Annotated in this window: 22 protein-coding genes and 1 tRNA gene; 11 read left to right on the top strand and 12 right to left on the bottom strand. The window is 67.8% G+C overall.

The features are described from left to right. Nucleotides 1–25: 25 nt before the first annotated feature. On the bottom strand, nucleotides 26–811 hold the full coding sequence (locus V6M56_RS20860; protein WP_332686599.1) for an IclR family transcriptional regulator: 786 nt from the start codon (nucleotides 809–811) through the stop codon (nucleotides 26–28). Between the two features lie 162 nt (nucleotides 812–973). On the opposite strand from V6M56_RS20860, the gene V6M56_RS20855 reads away from it, so the two are divergent. The 6 genes from V6M56_RS20855 (at nucleotide 974) to V6M56_RS20830 (ending at nucleotide 6,112) form a co-directional block, all read left to right on the top strand. Continuing rightward, a complete protein-coding gene (locus V6M56_RS20855) occupies nucleotides 974–1,636 on the top strand; it encodes an amino acid ABC transporter permease (RefSeq protein WP_332686598.1) in 663 nt (220 codons plus the stop codon). Beyond that, nucleotides 1,633–2,283: an amino acid ABC transporter permease gene (locus tag V6M56_RS20850; protein WP_332686596.1), complete on the top strand. Its 651-nt coding sequence runs from the start codon at nucleotides 1,633–1,635 to the stop codon at nucleotides 2,281–2,283. Before V6M56_RS20855 ends, V6M56_RS20850 begins: the two co-directional genes overlap by 4 nt. Beyond that, nucleotides 2,270–3,001, top strand: a complete 732-nt coding sequence (locus V6M56_RS20845; protein ID WP_332686594.1) for an amino acid ABC transporter ATP-binding protein — start codon at nucleotides 2,270–2,272, stop codon at nucleotides 2,999–3,001. Before V6M56_RS20850 ends, V6M56_RS20845 begins: the two co-directional genes overlap by 14 nt. A 54-nt stretch (nucleotides 3,002–3,055) precedes the next feature. Continuing rightward, nucleotides 3,056–3,844 (top strand): transporter substrate-binding domain-containing protein, encoded by a 789-nt coding sequence (locus tag V6M56_RS20840; RefSeq protein WP_332686593.1) that lies wholly within the window; start codon nucleotides 3,056–3,058, stop codon nucleotides 3,842–3,844. A gap of 286 nt (nucleotides 3,845–4,130) precedes the next feature. Continuing rightward, nucleotides 4,131–5,171 carry a succinylglutamate desuccinylase/aspartoacylase family protein gene (locus V6M56_RS20835; protein WP_332686591.1) on the top strand — a complete coding sequence of 347 codons (1,041 nt, stop codon included), beginning with the start codon at nucleotides 4,131–4,133 and terminating at the stop codon, nucleotides 5,169–5,171. Continuing rightward, nucleotides 5,168–6,112, top strand: a complete 945-nt coding sequence (locus V6M56_RS20830; RefSeq protein ID WP_332686589.1) for a threonine ammonia-lyase — start codon at nucleotides 5,168–5,170, stop codon at nucleotides 6,110–6,112. The genes V6M56_RS20835 and V6M56_RS20830 overlap by 4 nt, the downstream gene beginning before the upstream one ends. A 120-nt stretch (nucleotides 6,113–6,232) precedes the next feature. Here V6M56_RS20830 and V6M56_RS20825 read toward each other — a convergent pair whose 3' ends face one another. Beyond that, nucleotides 6,233–6,979, bottom strand: coding sequence for a transporter substrate-binding domain-containing protein (locus V6M56_RS20825; RefSeq protein ID WP_332686587.1), 747 nt, complete (start codon nucleotides 6,977–6,979; stop codon nucleotides 6,233–6,235). A 249-nt stretch (nucleotides 6,980–7,228) separates the two neighbouring features. Here V6M56_RS20825 and V6M56_RS20820 point away from each other — a divergent pair, with 249 nt between their 5' ends. Next, nucleotides 7,229–7,501, top strand: a complete 273-nt coding sequence (locus V6M56_RS20820) for a hypothetical protein (RefSeq protein WP_332686585.1) — start codon at nucleotides 7,229–7,231, stop codon at nucleotides 7,499–7,501. A gap of 39 nt (nucleotides 7,502–7,540) precedes the next feature. Here V6M56_RS20820 and V6M56_RS20815 read toward each other — a convergent pair whose 3' ends face one another. Beyond that, the gene (locus V6M56_RS20815) at nucleotides 7,541–8,188 is read right to left on the bottom strand and encodes a hypothetical protein (RefSeq protein WP_332686583.1); all 648 of its coding nucleotides are present in this window, start codon (nucleotides 8,186–8,188) and stop codon (nucleotides 7,541–7,543) included. 140 nt (nucleotides 8,189–8,328) lie between these two features. Further along, the gene (locus V6M56_RS20810) at nucleotides 8,329–8,538 is read right to left on the bottom strand and encodes a hypothetical protein (RefSeq protein ID WP_332686580.1); all 210 of its coding nucleotides are present in this window, start codon (nucleotides 8,536–8,538) and stop codon (nucleotides 8,329–8,331) included. Nucleotides 8,539–8,674: 136 nt separating this feature from the next. Between V6M56_RS20810 and V6M56_RS20805 the strand changes: the two genes are divergently transcribed. Continuing rightward, nucleotides 8,675–9,136 (top strand): hypothetical protein, encoded by a 462-nt coding sequence (locus V6M56_RS20805; RefSeq protein WP_332686579.1) that lies wholly within the window; start codon nucleotides 8,675–8,677, stop codon nucleotides 9,134–9,136. Nucleotides 9,137–9,418: 282 nt separating this feature from the next. Here V6M56_RS20805 and V6M56_RS20800 read toward each other — a convergent pair whose 3' ends face one another. The 8 genes from V6M56_RS20800 to V6M56_RS20765 all read right to left on the bottom strand — a co-directional run bounded on the left by V6M56_RS20800 (nucleotide 9,419) and on the right by V6M56_RS20765 (nucleotide 16,369). Further along, the gene (locus tag V6M56_RS20800; RefSeq protein WP_332686577.1) at nucleotides 9,419–10,324 is read right to left on the bottom strand and encodes a TIGR01459 family HAD-type hydrolase; all 906 of its coding nucleotides are present in this window, start codon (nucleotides 10,322–10,324) and stop codon (nucleotides 9,419–9,421) included. Continuing rightward, nucleotides 10,302–11,102, bottom strand: coding sequence for a phosphonate ABC transporter, permease protein PhnE (phnE, locus tag V6M56_RS20795; RefSeq protein WP_332686575.1), 801 nt, complete (start codon nucleotides 11,100–11,102; stop codon nucleotides 10,302–10,304). Before phnE (V6M56_RS20795) ends, V6M56_RS20800 begins: the two co-directional genes overlap by 23 nt. 32 nt (nucleotides 11,103–11,134) lie before the next feature. Next, nucleotides 11,135–11,941 carry a phosphonate ABC transporter, permease protein PhnE gene (gene phnE, locus V6M56_RS20790; protein ID WP_332686573.1) on the bottom strand — a complete coding sequence of 269 codons (807 nt, stop codon included), beginning with the start codon at nucleotides 11,939–11,941 and terminating at the stop codon, nucleotides 11,135–11,137. Then, nucleotides 11,938–12,777, bottom strand: coding sequence for a phosphonate ABC transporter ATP-binding protein (gene phnC / locus V6M56_RS20785; protein WP_332686571.1), 840 nt, complete (start codon nucleotides 12,775–12,777; stop codon nucleotides 11,938–11,940). The genes phnE (V6M56_RS20790) and phnC overlap by 4 nt, the downstream gene beginning before the upstream one ends. Continuing rightward, nucleotides 12,777–13,766 carry a phosphate/phosphite/phosphonate ABC transporter substrate-binding protein gene (gene phnD / locus V6M56_RS20780; protein WP_332686569.1) on the bottom strand — a complete coding sequence of 330 codons (990 nt, stop codon included), beginning with the start codon at nucleotides 13,764–13,766 and terminating at the stop codon, nucleotides 12,777–12,779. Before phnD ends, phnC begins: the two co-directional genes overlap by 1 nt. A gap of 90 nt (nucleotides 13,767–13,856) precedes the next feature. Further along, nucleotides 13,857–14,642, bottom strand: coding sequence for a DeoR/GlpR family DNA-binding transcription regulator (locus V6M56_RS20775; RefSeq protein ID WP_332686567.1), 786 nt, complete (start codon nucleotides 14,640–14,642; stop codon nucleotides 13,857–13,859). A gap of 37 nt (nucleotides 14,643–14,679) precedes the next feature. Next, entirely contained in the window at nucleotides 14,680–16,062 is a 1,383-nt protein-coding gene (locus V6M56_RS20770) for an amidohydrolase family protein (protein ID WP_332686565.1), read from the bottom strand. Nucleotides 16,063–16,293: 231 nt separating this feature from the next. Further along, nucleotides 16,294–16,369 (bottom strand) — tRNA-Ala (locus V6M56_RS20765). A 109-nt stretch (nucleotides 16,370–16,478) separates the two neighbouring features. Here V6M56_RS20765 and V6M56_RS20760 point away from each other — a divergent pair. The 3 genes from V6M56_RS20760 to V6M56_RS20750 form a co-directional block, all read left to right on the top strand. Beyond that, nucleotides 16,479–16,769 carry a YggT family protein gene (locus V6M56_RS20760; protein WP_332686563.1) on the top strand — a complete coding sequence of 97 codons (291 nt, stop codon included), beginning with the start codon at nucleotides 16,479–16,481 and terminating at the stop codon, nucleotides 16,767–16,769. A gap of 3 nt (nucleotides 16,770–16,772) precedes the next feature. Further along, nucleotides 16,773–17,087 carry a DUF167 family protein gene (locus V6M56_RS20755; RefSeq protein WP_332686561.1) on the top strand — a complete coding sequence of 105 codons (315 nt, stop codon included), beginning with the start codon at nucleotides 16,773–16,775 and terminating at the stop codon, nucleotides 17,085–17,087. A 70-nt stretch (nucleotides 17,088–17,157) separates the two neighbouring features. Then, the coding region (locus V6M56_RS20750) for a carbonic anhydrase (protein ID WP_332686560.1) at nucleotides 17,158–17,727 on the top strand (570 nt) is incomplete at its 3' end.

Genomic DNA, 17,727 nt, shown 5'->3' with positions numbered 1-17,727 from the left:
GCTGAAGTTTTTCCGGATTTTCGATTCAACCATAGGGCAGGCGCAGGCCGGCTTCGGAGGCGCAGGCCTTCAGCGCCAGCAGGATCGCGCCCTCGTCGGTGACGAAGTCATGGCGCTGCAGGCAGGGCACCAGGATCGCGGCCTCGGCATAGCCGGAAGGCCCGACCACCGGACAGGCGATGTCGGTGATGGCGAGGATGTCGCGGCTCGGCGCGATGCGATGGCCGTGGCTGCGGATCTCGGCGAAGATCGCCTCCGTCTCCGGCAGGTCGAGCCGCTTGCGGGTTTCCGGCTCGGCCTCGCGCATCAGCGCGCGCCGGCGCGCCTCGGATTGGAAGGCGAGGATGAGGAGGCCGGAATTGGCTTCGAGTGCCGGCCGGCCATAGCCGGGGCGCACGATGACGCTGGCGTCGAGATGACCCGAGGTCGTCGCCAGCACCACGGTCTGCGCCCGGCTGAGGACGACGAGATGGGCCGCCTGGCCGCTTTCCTCGCTGAAGCGCTCCATCAGCGGCAGCACCACCGAGGTCAGCTGCTTGCCGCCCGGCGTCCTGATGCCGAGGTCGAACAGGCGGCGCGACAGGCCGAGCCGGTCGGTGCCAGGCTCGCGCTCGAGATAGCCGCGCTGCTGCAGCACGAAGACCATCCGGAAGATCTCGCTCTTCGAGCGCCGCAGCCTCTCGGCGATCGTGCGGGTCGAAAGCGGCTCGCCGACCTCGGCGAGGAGTTCGAGAATGTCGAGCCCCTTCTCCAGCGCCGGTGCGGCGTAGGAGGCTTTGTCGTCGTTTTCGGCTTCAGGAAGAAGGCTCATGACGCCCATGCCGTTTCGGTTTCATATGTGAAGCTTGACATCAAATAAGAAGCCAACCTAGCCTCCGCGTAAAGAGGGAGCGAAATGACGTCATTGCCGCAGCACGCGTTGAAAGTCTTCAGGCAGCGGGCCGCGTGTCCGCAGGCCGGACGGGGCTGAGCGATGAAGTACGGCCTCCAGTTTCGCGACGTCTTCGCGGCCTGGGAGTCGATCCTCGACGGCGTCTGGACGACGCTGCTGCTCTCCGGCGTCGCGATGGTGGGCGGTCTGGCGATCGGCGTGCTCTGCGCGGCCGCCCGCGTCTACGGGCCGACCTGGCTGCGCACCGTCGTCGGCACCTATGTCGAGGTGATCCGCAACACGCCGCTGCTGGTGCAGCTCTTCCTGATCTTCTTCGGCCTGCCGAGCTTTGGCCTGCGCCTCGACGGCCTGACTGCGGCGATGATCGCGCTGGTGGTCAATCTCGGCGCCTACACCACCGAGATCGTCCGCGCGGGCCTGGAAGCGGTGCCGAAGGCGCAGATCGAGGCGGGGCACTCGCTCGGGCTCTCCGGCCTGCAGGTCTTCCGCTACATCGTCATCTTTCCGGCGCTGAAGGCGATGTTTCCGGCGCTGGCCAGCCAGTTCGTGCTGCTGATGCTGGCGACCAGCATCGTCTCGCAGATCTCGGTGCAGGACCTGTTCCACGCCGCCTCGATCGTGCAGTCGCGCACCTTCCGCGATTTCGAGGTCTATACCGTCATCGGCGTGCTCTATCTCGGGCTCGCCTTCGCCTTCCGGGGCCTCTTCGCGGCGATCTACCGCCTGGCTTTCGTGCAGCGATGATCAGGGAATTCGGCCTCATCGACGTGATGTACCTGGTCGGCGCGGCGCGCTGGACCCTGGTGCTGACCGCGACCGCCTTCGCCGGGGCCTCGGTCATCGGCCTCGCCATCGCGATCGCGCGCATCCTGCCCCTGGCGCCGGTGCGCTGGCTCGCCGCCGCCTATATCCACATCGTCCAGGGCACGCCGCTGCTGGTCTGGCTCTTCCTGATCTTCTTCGGGCTGCCGCTGATCGGCATCTCGGTCAATCCCTGGCTCGCCGCCGCGGTCGCCTTCTCGGTCTATGGCAGCGCCTTCCTCGGCGAGATCTGGCGCGGCGCCCTGGTCTCGATCGCCAGGACGCAATGGGAGGCGGGCGCCTCGCTCGGTCTCTCGCTGGGCGAGCAACTGCGCTATGTCATCATCCCGCAATCGGTGCGGGTCGCGATCCCGCCGACCGTCGGCTTCCTGGTCCAGTTGATCAAGAACACCTCGCTGGCGGCGGTGATCGGGCTGGTCGAGCTCACCCGCGAGGGTCAGCTTACCGCAGCCGGCACCTACAAGCCCTTCGCCGTCTACATCACGGTCGCCTGCATCTACTTCCTGATGTGTTTCCCTCTGACCCAATGGAGCCGCTCGCTCGAGCGGAAGCTCGATGTCGCTCGTTGAAATCCGGGACGTCAGCAAGAGCTACGGTACCAACGCGGTGCTGAAGAACGTCTCGCTCGATGTCGCCAAGGGCGAGGTCGTCGCCGTGATTGGCCGCTCGGGCTCGGGCAAGAGCACCTTGCTGCGCTGCGTCAACGGGCTGGAGCCGATCCAGGCCGGCACGATCCGCGTCGACGGCGTCCAGGTCAACGACCCGGCGACCGATCTGCGCAAGCTGCGCCAGCAGGTCGGCATCGTCTTCCAGAGCTTCAACCTGTTCCCGCATCTCTCGGTCTGCGACAACATCACGCTGGCACCGCGGGTGGTGAAGAAGCAGGCGCCGGAGGCGGCCCGCGAGATCGCTCGCGAGGTGCTGCACCGTGTCGGGCTGGAAGAGAAGCTCGACGCCTATCCCTCGCAGCTTTCCGGCGGCCAGCAGCAGCGCGTCGCCATCGCCCGCTCGCTCGCCATGCAGCCCAAGCTGATGCTGTTCGACGAGGTCACCTCGGCGCTCGATCCGGAGCTGACCGGGGAGGTGCTCAAGGTGCTGGAATCGGTGGCGCAGGAGGGCATGACCATGATCCTCGTCACCCACGAGATGGGGTTCGCCCGCCGGTTCGGCTCGCGTGTCGTGTTCATGCACGAGGGCCGCATCCACGAAGAAGGCCAGGCCGCGGCGGTGCTCGCCGAGCCGACGACGCCCGAGCTCAAGACCTTCCTCAGCGCGGTGCTGCACTGAGGGACGACCAGTTCCGGTCACGGTAACGAGGGGAGAAGAAATATGGGTTCGTTCTTGAAAGGCCGTTCTTTCCTGGCAGGTCTGGCCGCCCTGGCCGTTGCCGCGCTGGGCACGGCGGAAGCCCGCGCCGACAAGCTCCAGGACATCCTGTCCAAGGGCACGGTGCGCATCGGCGTGCCGCTCGACGCGCCGCCCTTCGGCGCGCAGGACGCCAGCCGCAAGCCGGTCGGCTTCGACATCGAGCTCGCCGAGATGGTCGCCAAGGGCCTCGGCGTGAAGCTCGAGATGCAGCAGATCACCGGCGCCAACCGCATCCCCTTCCTGCTCACCGACAAGGTCGACATCGTCATCTCGGTGATGGGGCTTTCGCCCGAGCGGGCGCGCCAGATCATGTTTACGGCGCCCTATGCCAACACCTTCCTGGCCGTCTACGGGGCGAAGTCTTCGAGCGTCAGCAGCGCCGAGACGCTGGGCTCGGCCCGCATCGCCGCCGCCAAGGGCACGACGCAGGAACTCGCCATCACCGAAGCCGCGCCGAAGGCGAATGTGATGCGCACCGAGGACGACGCCACGGCGGCGGCGGCCTACATCACCGGCCAGGCCGACCTGCTCGCGACCAACTCGATCGTCGCCCAGGCGCTCGCCAAGCAGAATCCGAACAAGGAATTCGAGCGCAAGTTCACCATTCGCCGCAGCCCGGCGCATATGGGCGTGCAGATGGACCAGCATAACCTGGTGCGCTGGCTCGACGGCTTCATCTTCTTCAACAGCCTGAACGGCGAGCTCGACCGGCTGCACAAGAAGTATCTCGACATGCCGATGGACCCGCTGCCGACGCTGTGAGGCGGCACGCTTCCCCGCCAGGCGCGGGGAACCCCTCTCCTGGAAGGAGAGGGGCAGGGGTGAGGTGTTCGGACTGGAAACATTAGCCTGAGTCCGACTGCGCGGTCGGCGCTCACGGCGCTGGTCCAACGGCCTACCCCTCACCCTGCCCTCTCCCCATCGAAGTCGGCTGTTGCCGACTTCGACACTTGGAGTGCTGATCTCGGGCAAGCCCGAGATCAGTCGGAGAGGGTTCCCCGCGCTCGTGCCTGATATCCCGAGCTCAGTTCTCTTCCAGAGCCCCGCCATGACCAGCCCCCGCCAGAAGCCGACGCCCCGGCCGTCCTCCGCCTTCCTCACCGTCGATCCGGAAAAGAACGGCAAGCAGGTCGGCTTCCTGATGATCCCGCATTCGCCGCATGACGACGCCTGGGGCGCGACGCGCATCCCGGTGGCGGTGATCAAGAACGGCGAGGGTCCGACGGCGATCCTCGAAGGCGGCAATCATGGCGACGAATACGAAGGGCCGATCGCGATCTGCGAGCTGATCCGCGATCTCGATCCCGGCCGCGTCCAGGGCCGGCTGATCCTGATGCCGGCCAACAATGTCCACGCCGTGATCGCCGGCCAGCGCACCTCGCCGGTCGACGGGCTGAACTTCAACCGCAGCTTCCCGGGCGATCCGCGCGGCACCATCACCCAGCAGATCGCCGCCTTCCTCAGCGATCAGATCATGCCGCTCGGCGACGCCTTCCTCGACCTGCACTCCGGCGGCTCCTCGCTCGACATCATCCCGAGCGCCATCGTCGAGCCGACCGACGATGCGGCCCTGCACAAGCGCAATGTCGCGGCCGTGCAGGCTTTCGATGCGCCGATGACGGTGGTGATCTCCAATCTCGGCGAGCCGCGCACCGCGACCGCCACCGCCTGCCGCAACGGCCTCGTCACCGTCGGCACGGAGATGGCCGGCGCCGGTACGGTCTCGCTGGAAGCGCTGAAGGTCTGCCGGCGCGGCGTCGCCAATGTGCTCGACCATCTCGGCATCGTCGCGCGCGACAAGCCCGAGCCGCGTCGCGGCGAGGGCCAGGTGCTCGAGCTGCCCGGCATAGCGGCCTATGTCTATGCCACTGCCGACGGTGTCTTCGAGCCGTTCCACGCCAATGGCGAAAAGGTCAGCGCCGGCCAGCCCGCCGGCAGGATCCATTGCACCTGGGACCCGACGCGCCCGCCCGAGACGCTGCATTACGCGGCGGACGGCATCCTCTACGGCCGGCGCCAGCCGGGCCGGGTCAGGCCGGGCAATTGCTGCCTGATCGTGGCGGCGCCTTACCAGGGGACGCTGTCGTGATCGGTCTCGAAGAGATCCAGGATGCGCGCTGGCGGATCGCCCCGCATATCCGCAAGACGCCGCTGCTGCCCTATGCCCAGACCAGCACGGGGGAGGATTTCGGCGGCGGCGTGACGCTGAAGCTCGAACTGCTGCAAGCGGCGGGATCGTTCAAGGGGCGCGGGGCGATGAACCGCCTGCTGACGCTCTCGCCCGAGCAGTTGCAGCGCGGCGTCGTCACCGCGTCCGGCGGCAATCATGGCCTAGCCATCGCCCGCTCGGCCCATGTGCTCGGCGCCAAGGCCAAGATCTTCCTGCCGTCCAATGTCGTCGCCGACAAGGTCGCCAAGCTGAAGAAATGGGGCGCCGATGTCGAGATCGTCGGCGCGGTCTGGGACGATGCCAATGCGGCGGCGCTCGCCCATGCCGAAAAGACCGGCGCGACCTATGCCCATCCGTTCAGCGATCCGGTCGTGGTCGCAGGGCAGGGCACGCTCGGGCTCGATATCCTCGACGAGATGCCCGAGGTCGACGTGATCCTCGTCGCCATCGGCGGCGGCGGGCTGATCACCGGCCTGTCGACGGCGGTCAAGGCGCTGCGGCCGCAGACGCGTATCGTCGGCATCGAGCCCTACGGCTCGCCGACGCTGCATGCCTGCCTCGAAGCCGGCAAGCTGGTGACACTCGACCGGCTGGAGACCCGGGTCGCGACGATGTCCTGCCGGCGTACCGACCAGGCGATCTACGAGGCGGTCGCGAAGAATGTCGACGAGATCGTGCTGGTCAGCGACGAGGAGATGGAGCAGGCGGCGCGCTCGCTCTGGTTCGAGTTCGGCCTCGCTGCGGATCTCTCCGGCGCGGCCGCGGTCGCAGCGCTGCAGGCGAAGCGTTTCGTGCCGGCATCCGGCAGCAAGGTCTGCGCGCTGGTGTGCGGCGCTGGCACGGATGGTACGGCGGCGTAACCCGCCGTCATGCTCGGGCTTGACCCGAGCATCTCATGCCGATGAGGCGCCGGTCAGCGCCTTCTGGTCCTGAGATTCTCGGGTCTGCGCTTCGCTTCGCCCGAGAATGACGCCTGAGGGTTACGGGGCGACGCTCAATCCCTGCACGCCATGCCTGGCGATCAGCGCGGCGACGAAGCCCGAGGCCTTCGCCGCGGCGACGAAGCGGGTCAGGTACTCCGCCGCCTCGCCCTTGGGCCTGGGGACGCCGATCGCCTGCTGCACGGTCATGAAACAGCCGTCGAGCAGGCGGGTGCCGGGGATCGCGGTGCGGTCGGAGAGCAGGCGCGGACGCAGGCCGGCCAGCGCATCGAGGTTCTGCTGGGCGAAATCCACGGCGGCCTCGTCGAGCGTGCCCGAGCGGACGAGCACGGCCTTGCGGATATGCCGGTCGAGCCAGAGCCCATAGGCGGCGCGGCCGGTCACTGCGATGCGCACGCCCTCGGCGTCGACATCGGCGATCCTGCGCAGCGGCGATGCCTCCCGGACGAGATAGGTCGCCTCGATCTCGGCATAGGCCGGCGTGAAGCTGATCGTCTCCGCCCGCTGCGGCTCGGCGCCGATCAGGCCGATATCCCATTCGTCGCGCAGCGCCGCATCGGCGAGCAGGCCGGGATTGGCATAGGGGACATAGCGCAGGGCGGTACCGAGATGGTCGGCGAGGGCGCGCGCAAGGTCGGGCGAGACGCCCTGCGGCTCGCCTTCGGGCGAGCGGCTCGAGACCAGCAGGAAATTCGACAGGTTGATGCCGGCGCGCAGCACGTTGCCGGGCGCCAGATGCTCGCGAACCGTCAGGGAGAGCGGGCCGATATCGGGGCGAAACTGCATGGCGCCGTCCTGAACGATTAAGGAGAGGCCGTTATGCGCCGGGCGTTGCGGCCGGGGCAAGCTGCCGGCAGGTTGCGCCGGCAGGGGTTGCCTTGCGCGCGATTGGCCTCTACCTCGCTGGGCGATCGCTCGCTTGTCCCGCCGACCGTCCGCAGTCGCGGCTCCGCGCCTTGCGCGTGGAGGAAGTCTTGGCGCGGAGATTTTTGCCCGCCGAGCCTGCCGAGCGCCCAACGACGAACAGGAACTGGTATGTCCCGCAAGAAATCGAAGCCGCTCGACGCAGAATTCGTCATGTTCGACGTGTTCTACGAGGACGGCTCGCGCACCTCGAACCGCCGCGTGCCGAGCTCCCTGCTCGGCGGGCTCGACGGCGACGAGCCGGCGCGCGAGGCGATCATGGAGCAGGATCGCCTGATCTCCGAGAGATCCGGCAGGCCGAGCCTGGCGATCCAATCGCTGGTGCGCTCGGGCAAGCCCGTGGTCGAGAAGACCGGCAAGGAAAAATCCGGGCGCAAGGGTTGATGGCCCCGCGCCCGTCTCCCGCCGGCCGACACTCGCCGGTCAGCGCTTGGCGCGGCGCCGTGCCGGCTGCGGTTCGCTGCTGCTGCCGCTGAGGAGCGAGCCCAGAACATAGAGCGCGATGCCGACGCCGAGCACCGCCGCGAGCGGCTCACGCTCGGATCGGTGCATCAGCATGCGCCCACCCTCGCGGGCATAGTCGCGCCCGGTATCGACATAGTCGCGGCCGCGGGCGAGATAGTCGCTGCTCTGGTCGAGTTGCTGGCGGCCGCTGCCGACCAGTTCGCGCCCGGCGCGCAGCGCCTCGTCGCCATAGTCGCGCAAGGTTCGCGTCCAGCCGCTGGTATCAGGCTGCCAACTCGTCGAGCGGCGACCGGTGAACGCCCAGGCGAGCAGGCCGACACTGGCGGCGCCGAGCGCGAAGGCGACGAGCGGGTGACGCTCGACGGTCTCGACGGCGGCCTCGCCGGTTTCCTGGACGTAGCGCCCGGCATCGCGGAGGGTTTCGCGCGGATCGATCTCCGCGACCTTCTCGCGCGCCCGCCCGTAACCGCCCCTGACGCTGTCGACCGTGCGGCCGGCAAGCTCGCTCGCCCGCTCGGCGACGCTGCCTGCGGCGCGCTCGATCTCGTCCTGGGTTTCGCTACGGTCGCGCGGCACGTCCGGGGGCATCCGCTTGTCGCTGTCCATCGTTGAAACTCCATCTCTCGCGTGAGGGCTCCCTGTCGAAACGAGATACTGACGGCAGGGTTCCGTTCGGGCGGCAGAAAGCCGAGGCCAGGGCGCCGTGGCTTGCGGCCGCGGCATCGGTCTTTCGTCTGTGGGCCGGTTCAGCGCGTGGCGCGCCGCGTGGTGCGCACCACCGTGGGAGCAGTGACGGCGCCGGCGGCGCCGCCGACCACTGCTCCGACAGGGCCGCCGACGGCAGCGCCGGTGCCGGCGCCGACAGCAGCGCCGCCGACGCGTTGCTCAACGGTGTTGCAGGCGGCCAAGGCGAGCGCGAGGCTCACAGCGACGACGAAGAAGGCGGGCTGATTCATGACGTGCTCCCAAAGGATTGCGGCGGAGGGAACGCATCGGACAGCAAGGAAGTTCCTGCATGGCGATGACAGGATGGCGCATCGCTGCTTAATCTCGCGATGGTGAGTGCGACTCATCGCCCGAAGGAGACCTCTCATGAGAAACCTCGTCTTTTCGACCGCGCTCGCCTGCCTGGCCGCAGGCTTCATGGCCACGCCGGCTTCGGCGCTGACGATGAAGGAATGCAGCGCGAAGTATCAGGACGCGAAGAAGGCGAACACGCTGAAGGGCCAGAAGTGGAACGACTTCCGCAAGGCGCAATGCGGCGATGACGATGCGGCCGAGGCCGAGGCCGCCGCCGCCGTAGCCGATACGCCGGCTGCCACCCCGGCGGCTGCCCCCGCGGCCAAGCCGGCGACCGCGACCCGTGCCAAGGCTGCGGTGTTCCCGAAGGCGGTTGCACCGAAATACTCCGACGAGACGGCCGGCCGGGCCCGCCTCAAGACCTGTGCCGACCAGTACAACGCCAACAAGGCGGCGAACGCCAACGGCGCCCTGAAATGGATCGAGAAGGGCGGCGGCTACTGGAGCCAGTGCAACGCCAAGCTGAAGAGCTGAGCCTCATCGCCGAGGCCCGCCCTCGGCCCGGTCTCAGTCGCACCCCCGGCGCCTCGCGCCGGGGGTGGATGGTTCTGCCGGTCGAGCATGCGCCGCTGCTTCCGCAGGAGCGGCTCTAGGGTCTGCTGTTTTCTCGCGGAACCACTGCCGTCATCCTGGGCGAGCGAAGCTCGGCCCGGGATCCATCATAAGGCTCCGGCGCCCTAGGATGGATCCCGGATCTACGCCGCTTCGCGGCTTGTCCAGGATGACGGCGGCGGTTCCGCGCAAAAGTAGCGTGCGCTACTCCCACCGGAACCAGGGCAGCGCGAATTGCGGGGCGCAGCGCTCGCGCGCGAACAGGCGCAGGCAGCTCTCGCTCTCGACTTCCCCCGCCGGCGACCAGAGCAACTCGGATCTGTGAATGCCGCCGGCGATGAAGGCCGAGTCGATCCCCGCCTGCGCCGCGCCGGCGACGTCGTGCTCGAGCGAGTCGCCGATCGCCAGCAGGCGGGTGGCGGGGAGCCCCAGCAATCGCAGGCAGGTCCGGTAGATCCGCGCATGCGGCTTGCCATGGTAGTGGACCGTGCCGCCGATTTCCTCATAGGCCCGCGCGACCAGGCCAGGGGCCTCGTAGAGGGTGCCGTCGGCATGGACGCGGTAGCGGTCGGGATTGCCGCAGACCATCGGCAGGCGCCGCGCCGCGGCGGGCTCGAGCAGGGCGCGCCAGCCGGCGACGGACTGGCTCGGCGCATCCATGCTCATCGCGAAGACGAAATCGGCCTCGGCCGGGTCTTCGGTCGGGGTCAGCCCGAGGCCGGCGGCGAGATGTTCCTCGCCCGGGCGCGCCAGCAGCAGGCAGCGCTTGCCGAGTTCGCGATAGGCCGGCTCGTCGCGGCTCGCCAGGGCTTCGCGTGCGTCGTCACCGGCCGAGACCAGATGGTCGTAGAGTTCGCGCGGGAAGCCCATCCGCGCCAGCGCCACCTCGTTCTCGCTGCCGCGGCGGCCGGAATTCGAGAGGATGATCACCGCCTTGCCGGCCTGTCGCATCCGCTCGAGGCAGGCGAGCGCCTTGGGGTAGGGCTTGCTGCCATCGTGCAGCACGCCCCATTGATCGAGCAGGAAACCGTCATAGCGTGCGACGAGAGCCGCGATCCCGCTTGGGAACAGGGTGAGGCCGCGCCGTTCAGACGATGCGGGAACGGACATAGGCCGAGAGCGCTTCGCTGAGGATGACGATGCCGAGGATCGCGATCAGGATGACGATGGCCTGCGACCAGGCGAACTGGTTGATCGAGGCATAGAGCAGCAGGCCGATGCCGCCGGCGCCGACGAAGCCGAGCACGCTGGATTCCCGCACATTGATGTCCCAGCGATAGATCGTGGTGCCGATCAGCACCGGCAGGATCTGCGGCAGGATCGCGACGGCGTAGACCTGCAGGGTGCGGGCGCCGGTGGCTTCCACCGCCTCGATCTGCCCGGCGTCGACCTCCTCGATCGCTTCGGCGACGAGCTTGGCGATGAAGCCGATCGAGCGCGCCGCGACGGCGCAGATGCCGGCGACGGGCCCCGGCCCGAAGATGGCGACGAAGACCAGGCCCCAGATCACCGTGTTGATGGAGCGCGAGAGCACCAGCATGGCGCGGCCGAGCAGCCAGGTGCCCTGGTTCAGCGTGGTGTTGCGGGCCGCGAGGAAAGCGACGGGCAAGGCGAAGACCACGGCGATCATGGTGCCGAGCGTGGCGATGTGCAGGGTCTCGATCAGCGGATCGACGATGCGCGGGAAATAGGACCAGCGCGGCGGCCACATGCGCTGGATCAGGTCGATCGCCTGTTCATGGGCATCGGCGAAGAAGGCCCATTCGATGTCGAGCGCCGAGACCGACCAGGCGGCGGCGAACGCGATGCCGCCGAGCCAGAGCCAGTGGACCAGGCGCTCCTTCAGCGAATAGCGCTCCCAGGCGTCGGGATAGCTGCGGGTTGGCATCGGTGCGCCGGGAGGCTGAGGCTGATGCGCCGTCATCTCAGCCTCCGCCTTGCCCAGTCGCTGAACCATTCGCCGAAGGCGACCATGGCGGCGATGGTCAGGAGGATGGCGCTGGCGAAATCGAAATCATAGCGCGAGAACGAGGCCGACAGCGTCTGGCCGATGCCGCCGGCGCCGACGATGCCGATCACGGTGGAATGGCGCAGATTGGAATCGAGCCGGTAGATCAGCACGCCAAGCGTCTTGACCAGGACCTGCGGCACCACGGCATAGCCGAAGATCTGGCCGAAGCTGGCGCCGGTGGCGCGGATCGCCTCGACCGGTCCCGGCTTCATGTTCTCGATATCCTCGGCCAGCATCTTGCCGAGGAAGATCGCCGAGGAGAAGGCTAGCGTCAGCAGCCCGGCGACGGGGCCGAAGCCGAACAGCTTGACGAAGAAGATCGCGATGATGACCTCGTGGAAGGTCCGTCCGACCACGATCAGGCCGCGGGCCGCGAAGTAGAGCGGGCGGGGCGAGAGATTGGCCGCGGCGGCGATGCCGAGCGGGATCGAGAGCACCGCGCCGATGATCGTCGCGGCGATGGCGATCTGCACGCTCTCGACCATGCCGGTGAGCAGGAGCTGCCAGCGGCTGAAATCGGGCGGCACCATCCGCTCCAGGATGGTCCAGGCGCGCGGCAGGCCGGCGAGCATGCGGGCGGTGTCGACGTTGAGCGTCGAGAGCGACCAGACGAGATAGGCCGCGACCGCGAGCCAGAAGGCGAGGCGGCGCCCGGGGCTGCCGAAGATGCTCGGCGCGCGCCATTGCGCCGGATAGCGCGAAGCCGGAGCGCTCACGGCAATGTGCCGATCAGCGCGGGCTCGTCGTCGTCCTCGTTTTGCGCGGGCGCCCAGTCCTCGGCGCCGTAGATCTCGGTCAGCGCCGTCTCGGTCAGCGCCGCGGCCTCGGCATCGAAGACGACGATGCCGTCGCGCAGGCCGATGATGCGGTCGGCATAGGCGCGGGCGAGCGCAACGTCATGGATGTTGATGATCGCCGGCGTCTGGCGCTCGGCAACGAGCTCGCGCACCAGCCGCATGATCTGCCGCGAGGTCTTCGGATCGAGGCTTGCGGTCGGCTCGTCGAGCAGGAGGAGATCGGGCCGCTGCATCAGCGCGCGGGCGATGCCGACGCGCTGGCGCTGGCCGCCGGACAGGGCATCGGCGCGCTGGTTGTGGTAGCCCTCGAGCCCGACGCGGTCGAGCAGCGCGAAGGCCGCCTGGATGTCCTGCGGCGGGAAGCGGTAGCGCAGCGAGGCGAAGAGCCCGACATAGCCGAGCCGTCCGGAAAGGACGTTCTGCATCACGCTCAACCGCTCGACCAAGTTGTACTCCTGGAAGATCATGCCGATGCGGCGGCGCGCGGCGCGCAGGCCCTTGCGATCGAGCGCGACGATGTCCTCGCCGTTCAGCAGGATGCGCCCGGCCGTCGGTTCGACGAGCCGGTTGATGCAGCGGATGAAGGTGCTCTTGCCGGCGCCGGAGGAGCCGATCACCGCGACGAGCTGCGGCTGGTCGATGACGACGTCGATGCCGCCGAGCGCCTTCTTGCCGGTCGGGTAGACCTTGGTCAGCCCTTCGACGGCGAGGAGCGGCGGCGTGCCGCCCGTCGCCGCATGGAAGCTGCCGGACATCAGTCGCCCTTCAGCTTCGACAGGCCGTCCTGGGTGTAGGTGATGCCGCTGTCGCGCTGGATGACGATGATGTCGGACCAGGCGGCCTTGTAGCTCAGCTGCTTGAAGCCCTTGGTGTCCTTGAATTCCTTGGCCAAGGCTGAGTTGAGGAAGTCGAAGCCGAGGAAGGCCTGCTTGATCTTGGCCTGGAGTTCCGGCGTCAGGTCGTGGGCGACGCCGAAGGCCGTGCGCGGGAAGGGGCTCGATTCATAGACGATGCGGATGTCGTCGCGCTTGAACATGCCGCGGTCGGCCATGCGCTCGACCACGCTGGAGGCGACGGGCGCGGCGTCGTAGTCCTTGTTGACCACGCCCATGATCGAGTTGTCGTGCTTGCCGGAATAGAGGACCTCATAGTCCTTGCCGGGCACGACGCCCTTCTCCTTGAAGAGGATGCGCGGGGCGGTGTCGCCGGAGTTCGAGGAGGGTGCGACATGGGCGACCCGCTTGCCCTTGAGATCCTCGATCGACTTGATCGGGCTGTCCTTGGGGACGATCAGCTGCAGCGTATAGCCGATCGAGTTGTCGCGCTTTTCCATCGCCACGATCGGGACGAAGCCGGCGAGATTGACGGCGAACGGCGTCGGCCCGCTGGCCACGCCGGCGATATGCAGCCGGCCGGAGCGCATCGCCTCGACCTGGGCGGCATAGGATTCCGCTCCGAACCATTTGATCTTCTTGCCGGTGGTCTTGGCGAGATGGGTCAGGAAGTCGGCGAAGACGTTCTCGTAGACGGAAGGGTCCTCGACCGGCGTGTAGGAGAAGATCAGGGTGTCGGGGTCCTTCTGCTTCGCCTTGTCCGCCGGCGTGTCGGCGAGCAGGTCGCCATCGGCGTCGCAATAGCGCGCATCGAGCGTGCCGCGGCTGGGGCAGTTCTGCGCCTGCGCCGGGTTGGACAGCCCGAAGCCGAGCGCGATCAGGCAAAGCGACGCGATCTTGGCATGCAGCATGGCAACCTCCCTGGAAGCGGCGCTCCGTTGGCCGGACGCTCATGTAAGATTTCTTACATTCTGGTCAAAAGCGACCGGCGACGCAAGCGGTCAGGCGACGTGCCAGGCGGTTCCGGCGCGTTGCCAGCCCTCGCGCAGGCGCGCCGGCGGCTCGGCGTCGGTGACGATCAGGCCGAAGGCTTCGGGCGCCGCGATCCGGGCCGTGCCGGACTGATCGAATTTCGAGCTGTCGGCCAGAGCGAGGACATTGCGGGCGCGGCTGATCGCCGCCTGTCGCACCGCGATCTTCTCGAGGTCGAAATCCATCGGCGCGCCGTCGTCGTCGAAACCGCCGAGCCCCAGGATGGCATGGTCGAAGCGGAAGCCCATGATGCTGGCGATCGTCGCCTGCCCGACCAGCGAGCCGTTCGCGCCGCGGGTGATGCCGCCGGTGACGACGACGTCGAAGATGCCGTGATGGCAGAAGATCTGCGCGACCGAGACGCTGGCGGTCACCACGCGCAAGCCGGGCTTGTGAAGCAGGGCGCGCGCCGCCGCCTCGACCGTCGTGCCGACATCGAGGAAGATCGAGGCGCCGGCCGGCACGATCTGCGCGACGGCGGCGCCGATGCGTTGCTTGCCCTCCGGCGAGATCGTCAGTTTCTGGGCATAGGCCGAGCGGATGCCGCCGGAGGCGAGGCCGGCGCCGCCATGGAAGCGCTGCAGGAAATTGCTCGCCTGCAGCTGGATGATGTCCCGGCGCACGGTCTGGGCGGAGACGCCGAAGCGTTCCGCGAGGGTCTCGATGGTGGTGAAGCCGACCTGCTGGACGATCGCCAGGATCTGCTGCTGGCGCGGCGTCAGCTTCTCGGCAGGGAGGGCGTCTTCACTGGTCATGGGGCCGGCGGCGATCCGTTCGCTATGATGTTCCCGATCAGCCGCAGCACGGGCAGCCGGGGCCGAAGACGGCCTTGCTGCCGAGCGCGCCGAGCTTGCCGCGCCAATTCGCGACCCGGCCTGCCATGGCAGCAAGGGCGCCGGCCTGATCCAGCCGCGTCGGCCGGCCGTCAGCCAGCACGACCTCGCCGTCGATGATGCTCGTCACCACGTCGCTGGACTTCGCATAATAGACCAGCGCCGAGTAGCCGCCATAATAGGGCTGGAGATGCGGGCGATCGAGATCGACCATGATCAGGTCCGCCTTCTTGCCCGGTTCGAGCGAACCGATCTCCGAATCGAGCGCGAGGACACGCGCCGCGCCCATGGTGTGGAACCAGAGCGCCTGCTCGCAGGAGAGGGCATTGGGGTCGCCGGTGCGCAGGCGCATCGCGTTGAGCGCATTGCGCATGCCCTCGAACGGGTCGTTCATCATCCAGTCGGTGGCAAAACCCGTCGCGATCTGTCGTGCCAGGATGTCCTCGAGCCGGGGATAGCGCCCGCGGCGCGGGTAGATCGTCGGGCAATGGGCATAGCGGGCGCCGCTGTCGCGCACGGCATCGAGGTCCGCATCGGTGGTGACGGAGAGATGGGCGAGGACGACGTCCTCGGCGAGCATGCCGACATCGCGGAGATATTCGAGCGGGCCGCAGCCATGGGCGGCCAGGATATGCTCGGTCTCGCCGAGGCTCTGCGCCGCGTGGATGTGCATGCCGACGCCGAGGCGGGTCGCCTCGGCGCGGGCTTCGCGCAGCAGTTCGGGGCTGCAGGTGTCGGTCGCATGGGTGCCGATGCGGGCCGATATCCTGCCGCCGGCCGCGCCATGCCATTGCTCGACGAAGGCGACGCCGTCGCGCAGGCGCTTTTCGCCCTGTGCGGGATAGCGCGTGTAGTCGCCGAGGCGCAGCTCCTCGAGATGGACGTCGAAGACCTTGTTGGCGATCTGGGCCCGCAGGCCGGAGCGCTCGACCGTTTCGGCCAGGTGCTGCGGGCTGTACCAGATGTCGTTGATCGTCGTGATGCCGGCCCTGAGCATGTCGGCGCAGCCGACCTCGCCGAGCAGCTGCCATTCCGCCTCGCCGACATCCTTCTCCATGCGGAAGGCGACATCGAACAGTGCCGATTTGGCGGCGTGGTCGTCGGTCTGGCTGCGGAAGATGATCGAGGCCGTGTGGCAATGGCAGTTGACGAAGCCGGGCAGGACGGCTTTTCCCGCGCCGTCGATGGTACGCGTCGCACGCCAGCTTCCGGCCGGCTTCTCCGGGCCGGCATAGACGATGCGGTCCTTCAGGATGGCGATTTCGCCGCCCGGTATGACGGGCATTCCGTCGGTGATCGGATAGAGGAACTCAGCCCGGACCAGCAGATCGACGTCCTGCATCTTCGGCTCCCAACCCGCGAATCATCCTTCAGCGAAACAGGAGCTTCGCAGAAAATCGAGCAGGTGGGGCGAGGCGGGCTGCGCCGGCACCGGCGCGAAAGCCCGCCGCGCCTGTCGGCAGGCCCTTGCGGTCAAGGCGTCACGGTCGACCGATGCCCGCTCGCGGCCCAGACCGGCATGACGATATCGAGATTGATGAATTTCCCGGGGCACCAGCCACTCGAAAGTGCCTGGTGGAGCTGAGGGGATTCGAACCCCTGACCTCTGCAGTGCGATTGCAGCGCTCTCCCAACTGAGCTACAGCCCCGGAGCGCTGGCCTTCTAGGCCCTGCGTCGCGTTCCTGTCAATCGCTTGCGACAGGAACATTCCGTGGGCGACGATCCGCTCCCCAGCGGTCTTCAGAAGAGGTCCTTAGATGCGTTCCGTTCTCGACGTCGTGATGCTGGCGCTGAACCTCTATGTCTGGATCCTGATCGCCTCGGCCGTGCTCAGCTGGCTCATCGCCTTCAACGTCGTCAACACGCGCAACCAGTTCGTCTCCTCGGTCTGGGATTTCCTCTACCGCATCACCGAGCCGGCGCTGCGGCCGATCCGCAATATGCTGCCCAATCTCGGCGGCATCGACATCTCGCCGATCATCCTGCTGCTGATCATCTTCTTCATCCAGAGCGTGATCACCCGCTACATCTATCCCAACGTCTTCTGAGGCGTGACGGCCTGGTCGGTCACGCCGGACGGGCTCCAGCTCTTCATCCGGCTGACGCCGCGGGGCGGGCGCGACGGCCTCGACGGCGTCGAGACGCTCTCCGATGGCCGCCAGGTGCTGAAGGCGCGGGTTCGCGCCGCGCCCAGCGAGGGCGAGGCCAATGCGGCGCTGATCGCCCTGCTCGCCCGCCTGCTCGGCACACCGCGTTCCACGATCGTCCTCAAGGCTGGCGCCAGCGCGCGGCTGAAATGCTTTCTCGCCCGTGGTGACGCCGGGGTGCTTCTGGTCAAGCTGAAGGTGCATCTGCCGGGCGTCTGATGCTGCGCTGCGACAGGGCGCGGCGACGAGGCACTTGACGAGAGGCGTTTTGTCCTGTCCCAACTGCGCCATGGACCAAGTGACGCCGTCTTTCCCCGAACGCCTGACCGAAGGCTATCGCGCATTCCTCGACGACCGCTTTTCGCGCGAGCGAAGCCGGTATGAGCAGCTTGCCGAGACAGGCCAGACGCCGAAGATCATGCTGATCGGCTGCTGCGACTCGCGCGTCTCGCCGGAAGTGATCTTCGACGCCAGTCCCGGCGAGATGTTCGTGATCCGCAATGTCGCGAACCTGATCCCGCCCTTCTCGCCGGACGATCAGCTGCACGGCACCTCGGCTGCGCTCGAATACGGGGTTCAGGCCCTCAAGGTCGAGCATATCGTGGTGCTCGGCCATGGCCGCTGCGGCGGCATCCGCGCCTTTGCCGACGATGCGCAGGGGCCGCTTTCGCCCGGCGATTTCATCGGCAAATGGATCACGCTGGTCGAGCCCGCGGCGCGGCGCTCGGGCGGGCGCGGGCGCAATGAAAACTTCGAAAGCTATGTCGAACGGCTGGCGCTGGCCTCGGTGCAGCACTCGCTCGACAATCTGCGGACCTTCCCCTGCATCAAGATTCTCGAGGAGAAGGGGCGCCTGCAG

Origin of the sequence: Allobosea sp. (assembly GCF_036675845.1) — a bacterium.
Classification (GTDB): domain Bacteria; phylum Pseudomonadota; class Alphaproteobacteria; order Rhizobiales; family Beijerinckiaceae; genus Allobosea.
This window is presented reverse-complemented; position numbering and strand designations above follow the sequence as displayed.

What these genes read in the sequence shown, in the direction of transcription:
- phnD (WP_332686569.1), bottom strand. Translation starts at nt 13,766, where the DNA reads ATGCTGCATGCCAAGATCGCGTCGCTTTGCCTGATCGCGCTCGGCTTC.
- V6M56_RS20850 (WP_332686596.1), top strand. Translation starts at nt 1,633, where the DNA reads ATGATCAGGGAATTCGGCCTCATCGACGTGATGTACCTGGTCGGCGCG.
- V6M56_RS20855 (WP_332686598.1), top strand. Translation starts at nt 974, where the DNA reads ATGAAGTACGGCCTCCAGTTTCGCGACGTCTTCGCGGCCTGGGAGTCG.
- V6M56_RS20805 (WP_332686579.1), top strand. Translation starts at nt 8,675, where the DNA reads ATGAGAAACCTCGTCTTTTCGACCGCGCTCGCCTGCCTGGCCGCAGGC.
- V6M56_RS20760 (WP_332686563.1), top strand. Translation starts at nt 16,479, where the DNA reads ATGCGTTCCGTTCTCGACGTCGTGATGCTGGCGCTGAACCTCTATGTC.
- V6M56_RS20825 (WP_332686587.1), bottom strand. Translation starts at nt 6,979, where the DNA reads ATGCAGTTTCGCCCCGATATCGGCCCGCTCTCCCTGACGGTTCGCGAG.
- V6M56_RS20845 (WP_332686594.1), top strand. Translation starts at nt 2,270, where the DNA reads ATGTCGCTCGTTGAAATCCGGGACGTCAGCAAGAGCTACGGTACCAAC.
- phnC (WP_332686571.1), bottom strand. Translation starts at nt 12,777, where the DNA reads ATGTCCGGCAGCTTCCATGCGGCGACGGGCGGCACGCCGCCGCTCCTC.
- V6M56_RS20820 (WP_332686585.1), top strand. Translation starts at nt 7,229, where the DNA reads ATGTCCCGCAAGAAATCGAAGCCGCTCGACGCAGAATTCGTCATGTTC.
- V6M56_RS20800 (WP_332686577.1), bottom strand. Translation starts at nt 10,324, where the DNA reads ATGTCCGTTCCCGCATCGTCTGAACGGCGCGGCCTCACCCTGTTCCCA.
- V6M56_RS20775 (WP_332686567.1), bottom strand. Translation starts at nt 14,642, where the DNA reads ATGACCAGTGAAGACGCCCTCCCTGCCGAGAAGCTGACGCCGCGCCAG.
- V6M56_RS20815 (WP_332686583.1), bottom strand. Translation starts at nt 8,188, where the DNA reads ATGGACAGCGACAAGCGGATGCCCCCGGACGTGCCGCGCGACCGTAGC.
- phnE (WP_332686575.1), bottom strand. Translation starts at nt 11,102, where the DNA reads ATGCCAACCCGCAGCTATCCCGACGCCTGGGAGCGCTATTCGCTGAAG.
- V6M56_RS20835 (WP_332686591.1), top strand. Translation starts at nt 4,131, where the DNA reads ATGACCAGCCCCCGCCAGAAGCCGACGCCCCGGCCGTCCTCCGCCTTC.
- V6M56_RS20810 (WP_332686580.1), bottom strand. Translation starts at nt 8,538, where the DNA reads ATGAATCAGCCCGCCTTCTTCGTCGTCGCTGTGAGCCTCGCGCTCGCC.
- V6M56_RS20770 (WP_332686565.1), bottom strand. Translation starts at nt 16,062, where the DNA reads ATGCAGGACGTCGATCTGCTGGTCCGGGCTGAGTTCCTCTATCCGATC.
- V6M56_RS20860 (WP_332686599.1), bottom strand. Translation starts at nt 811, where the DNA reads ATGAGCCTTCTTCCTGAAGCCGAAAACGACGACAAAGCCTCCTACGCC.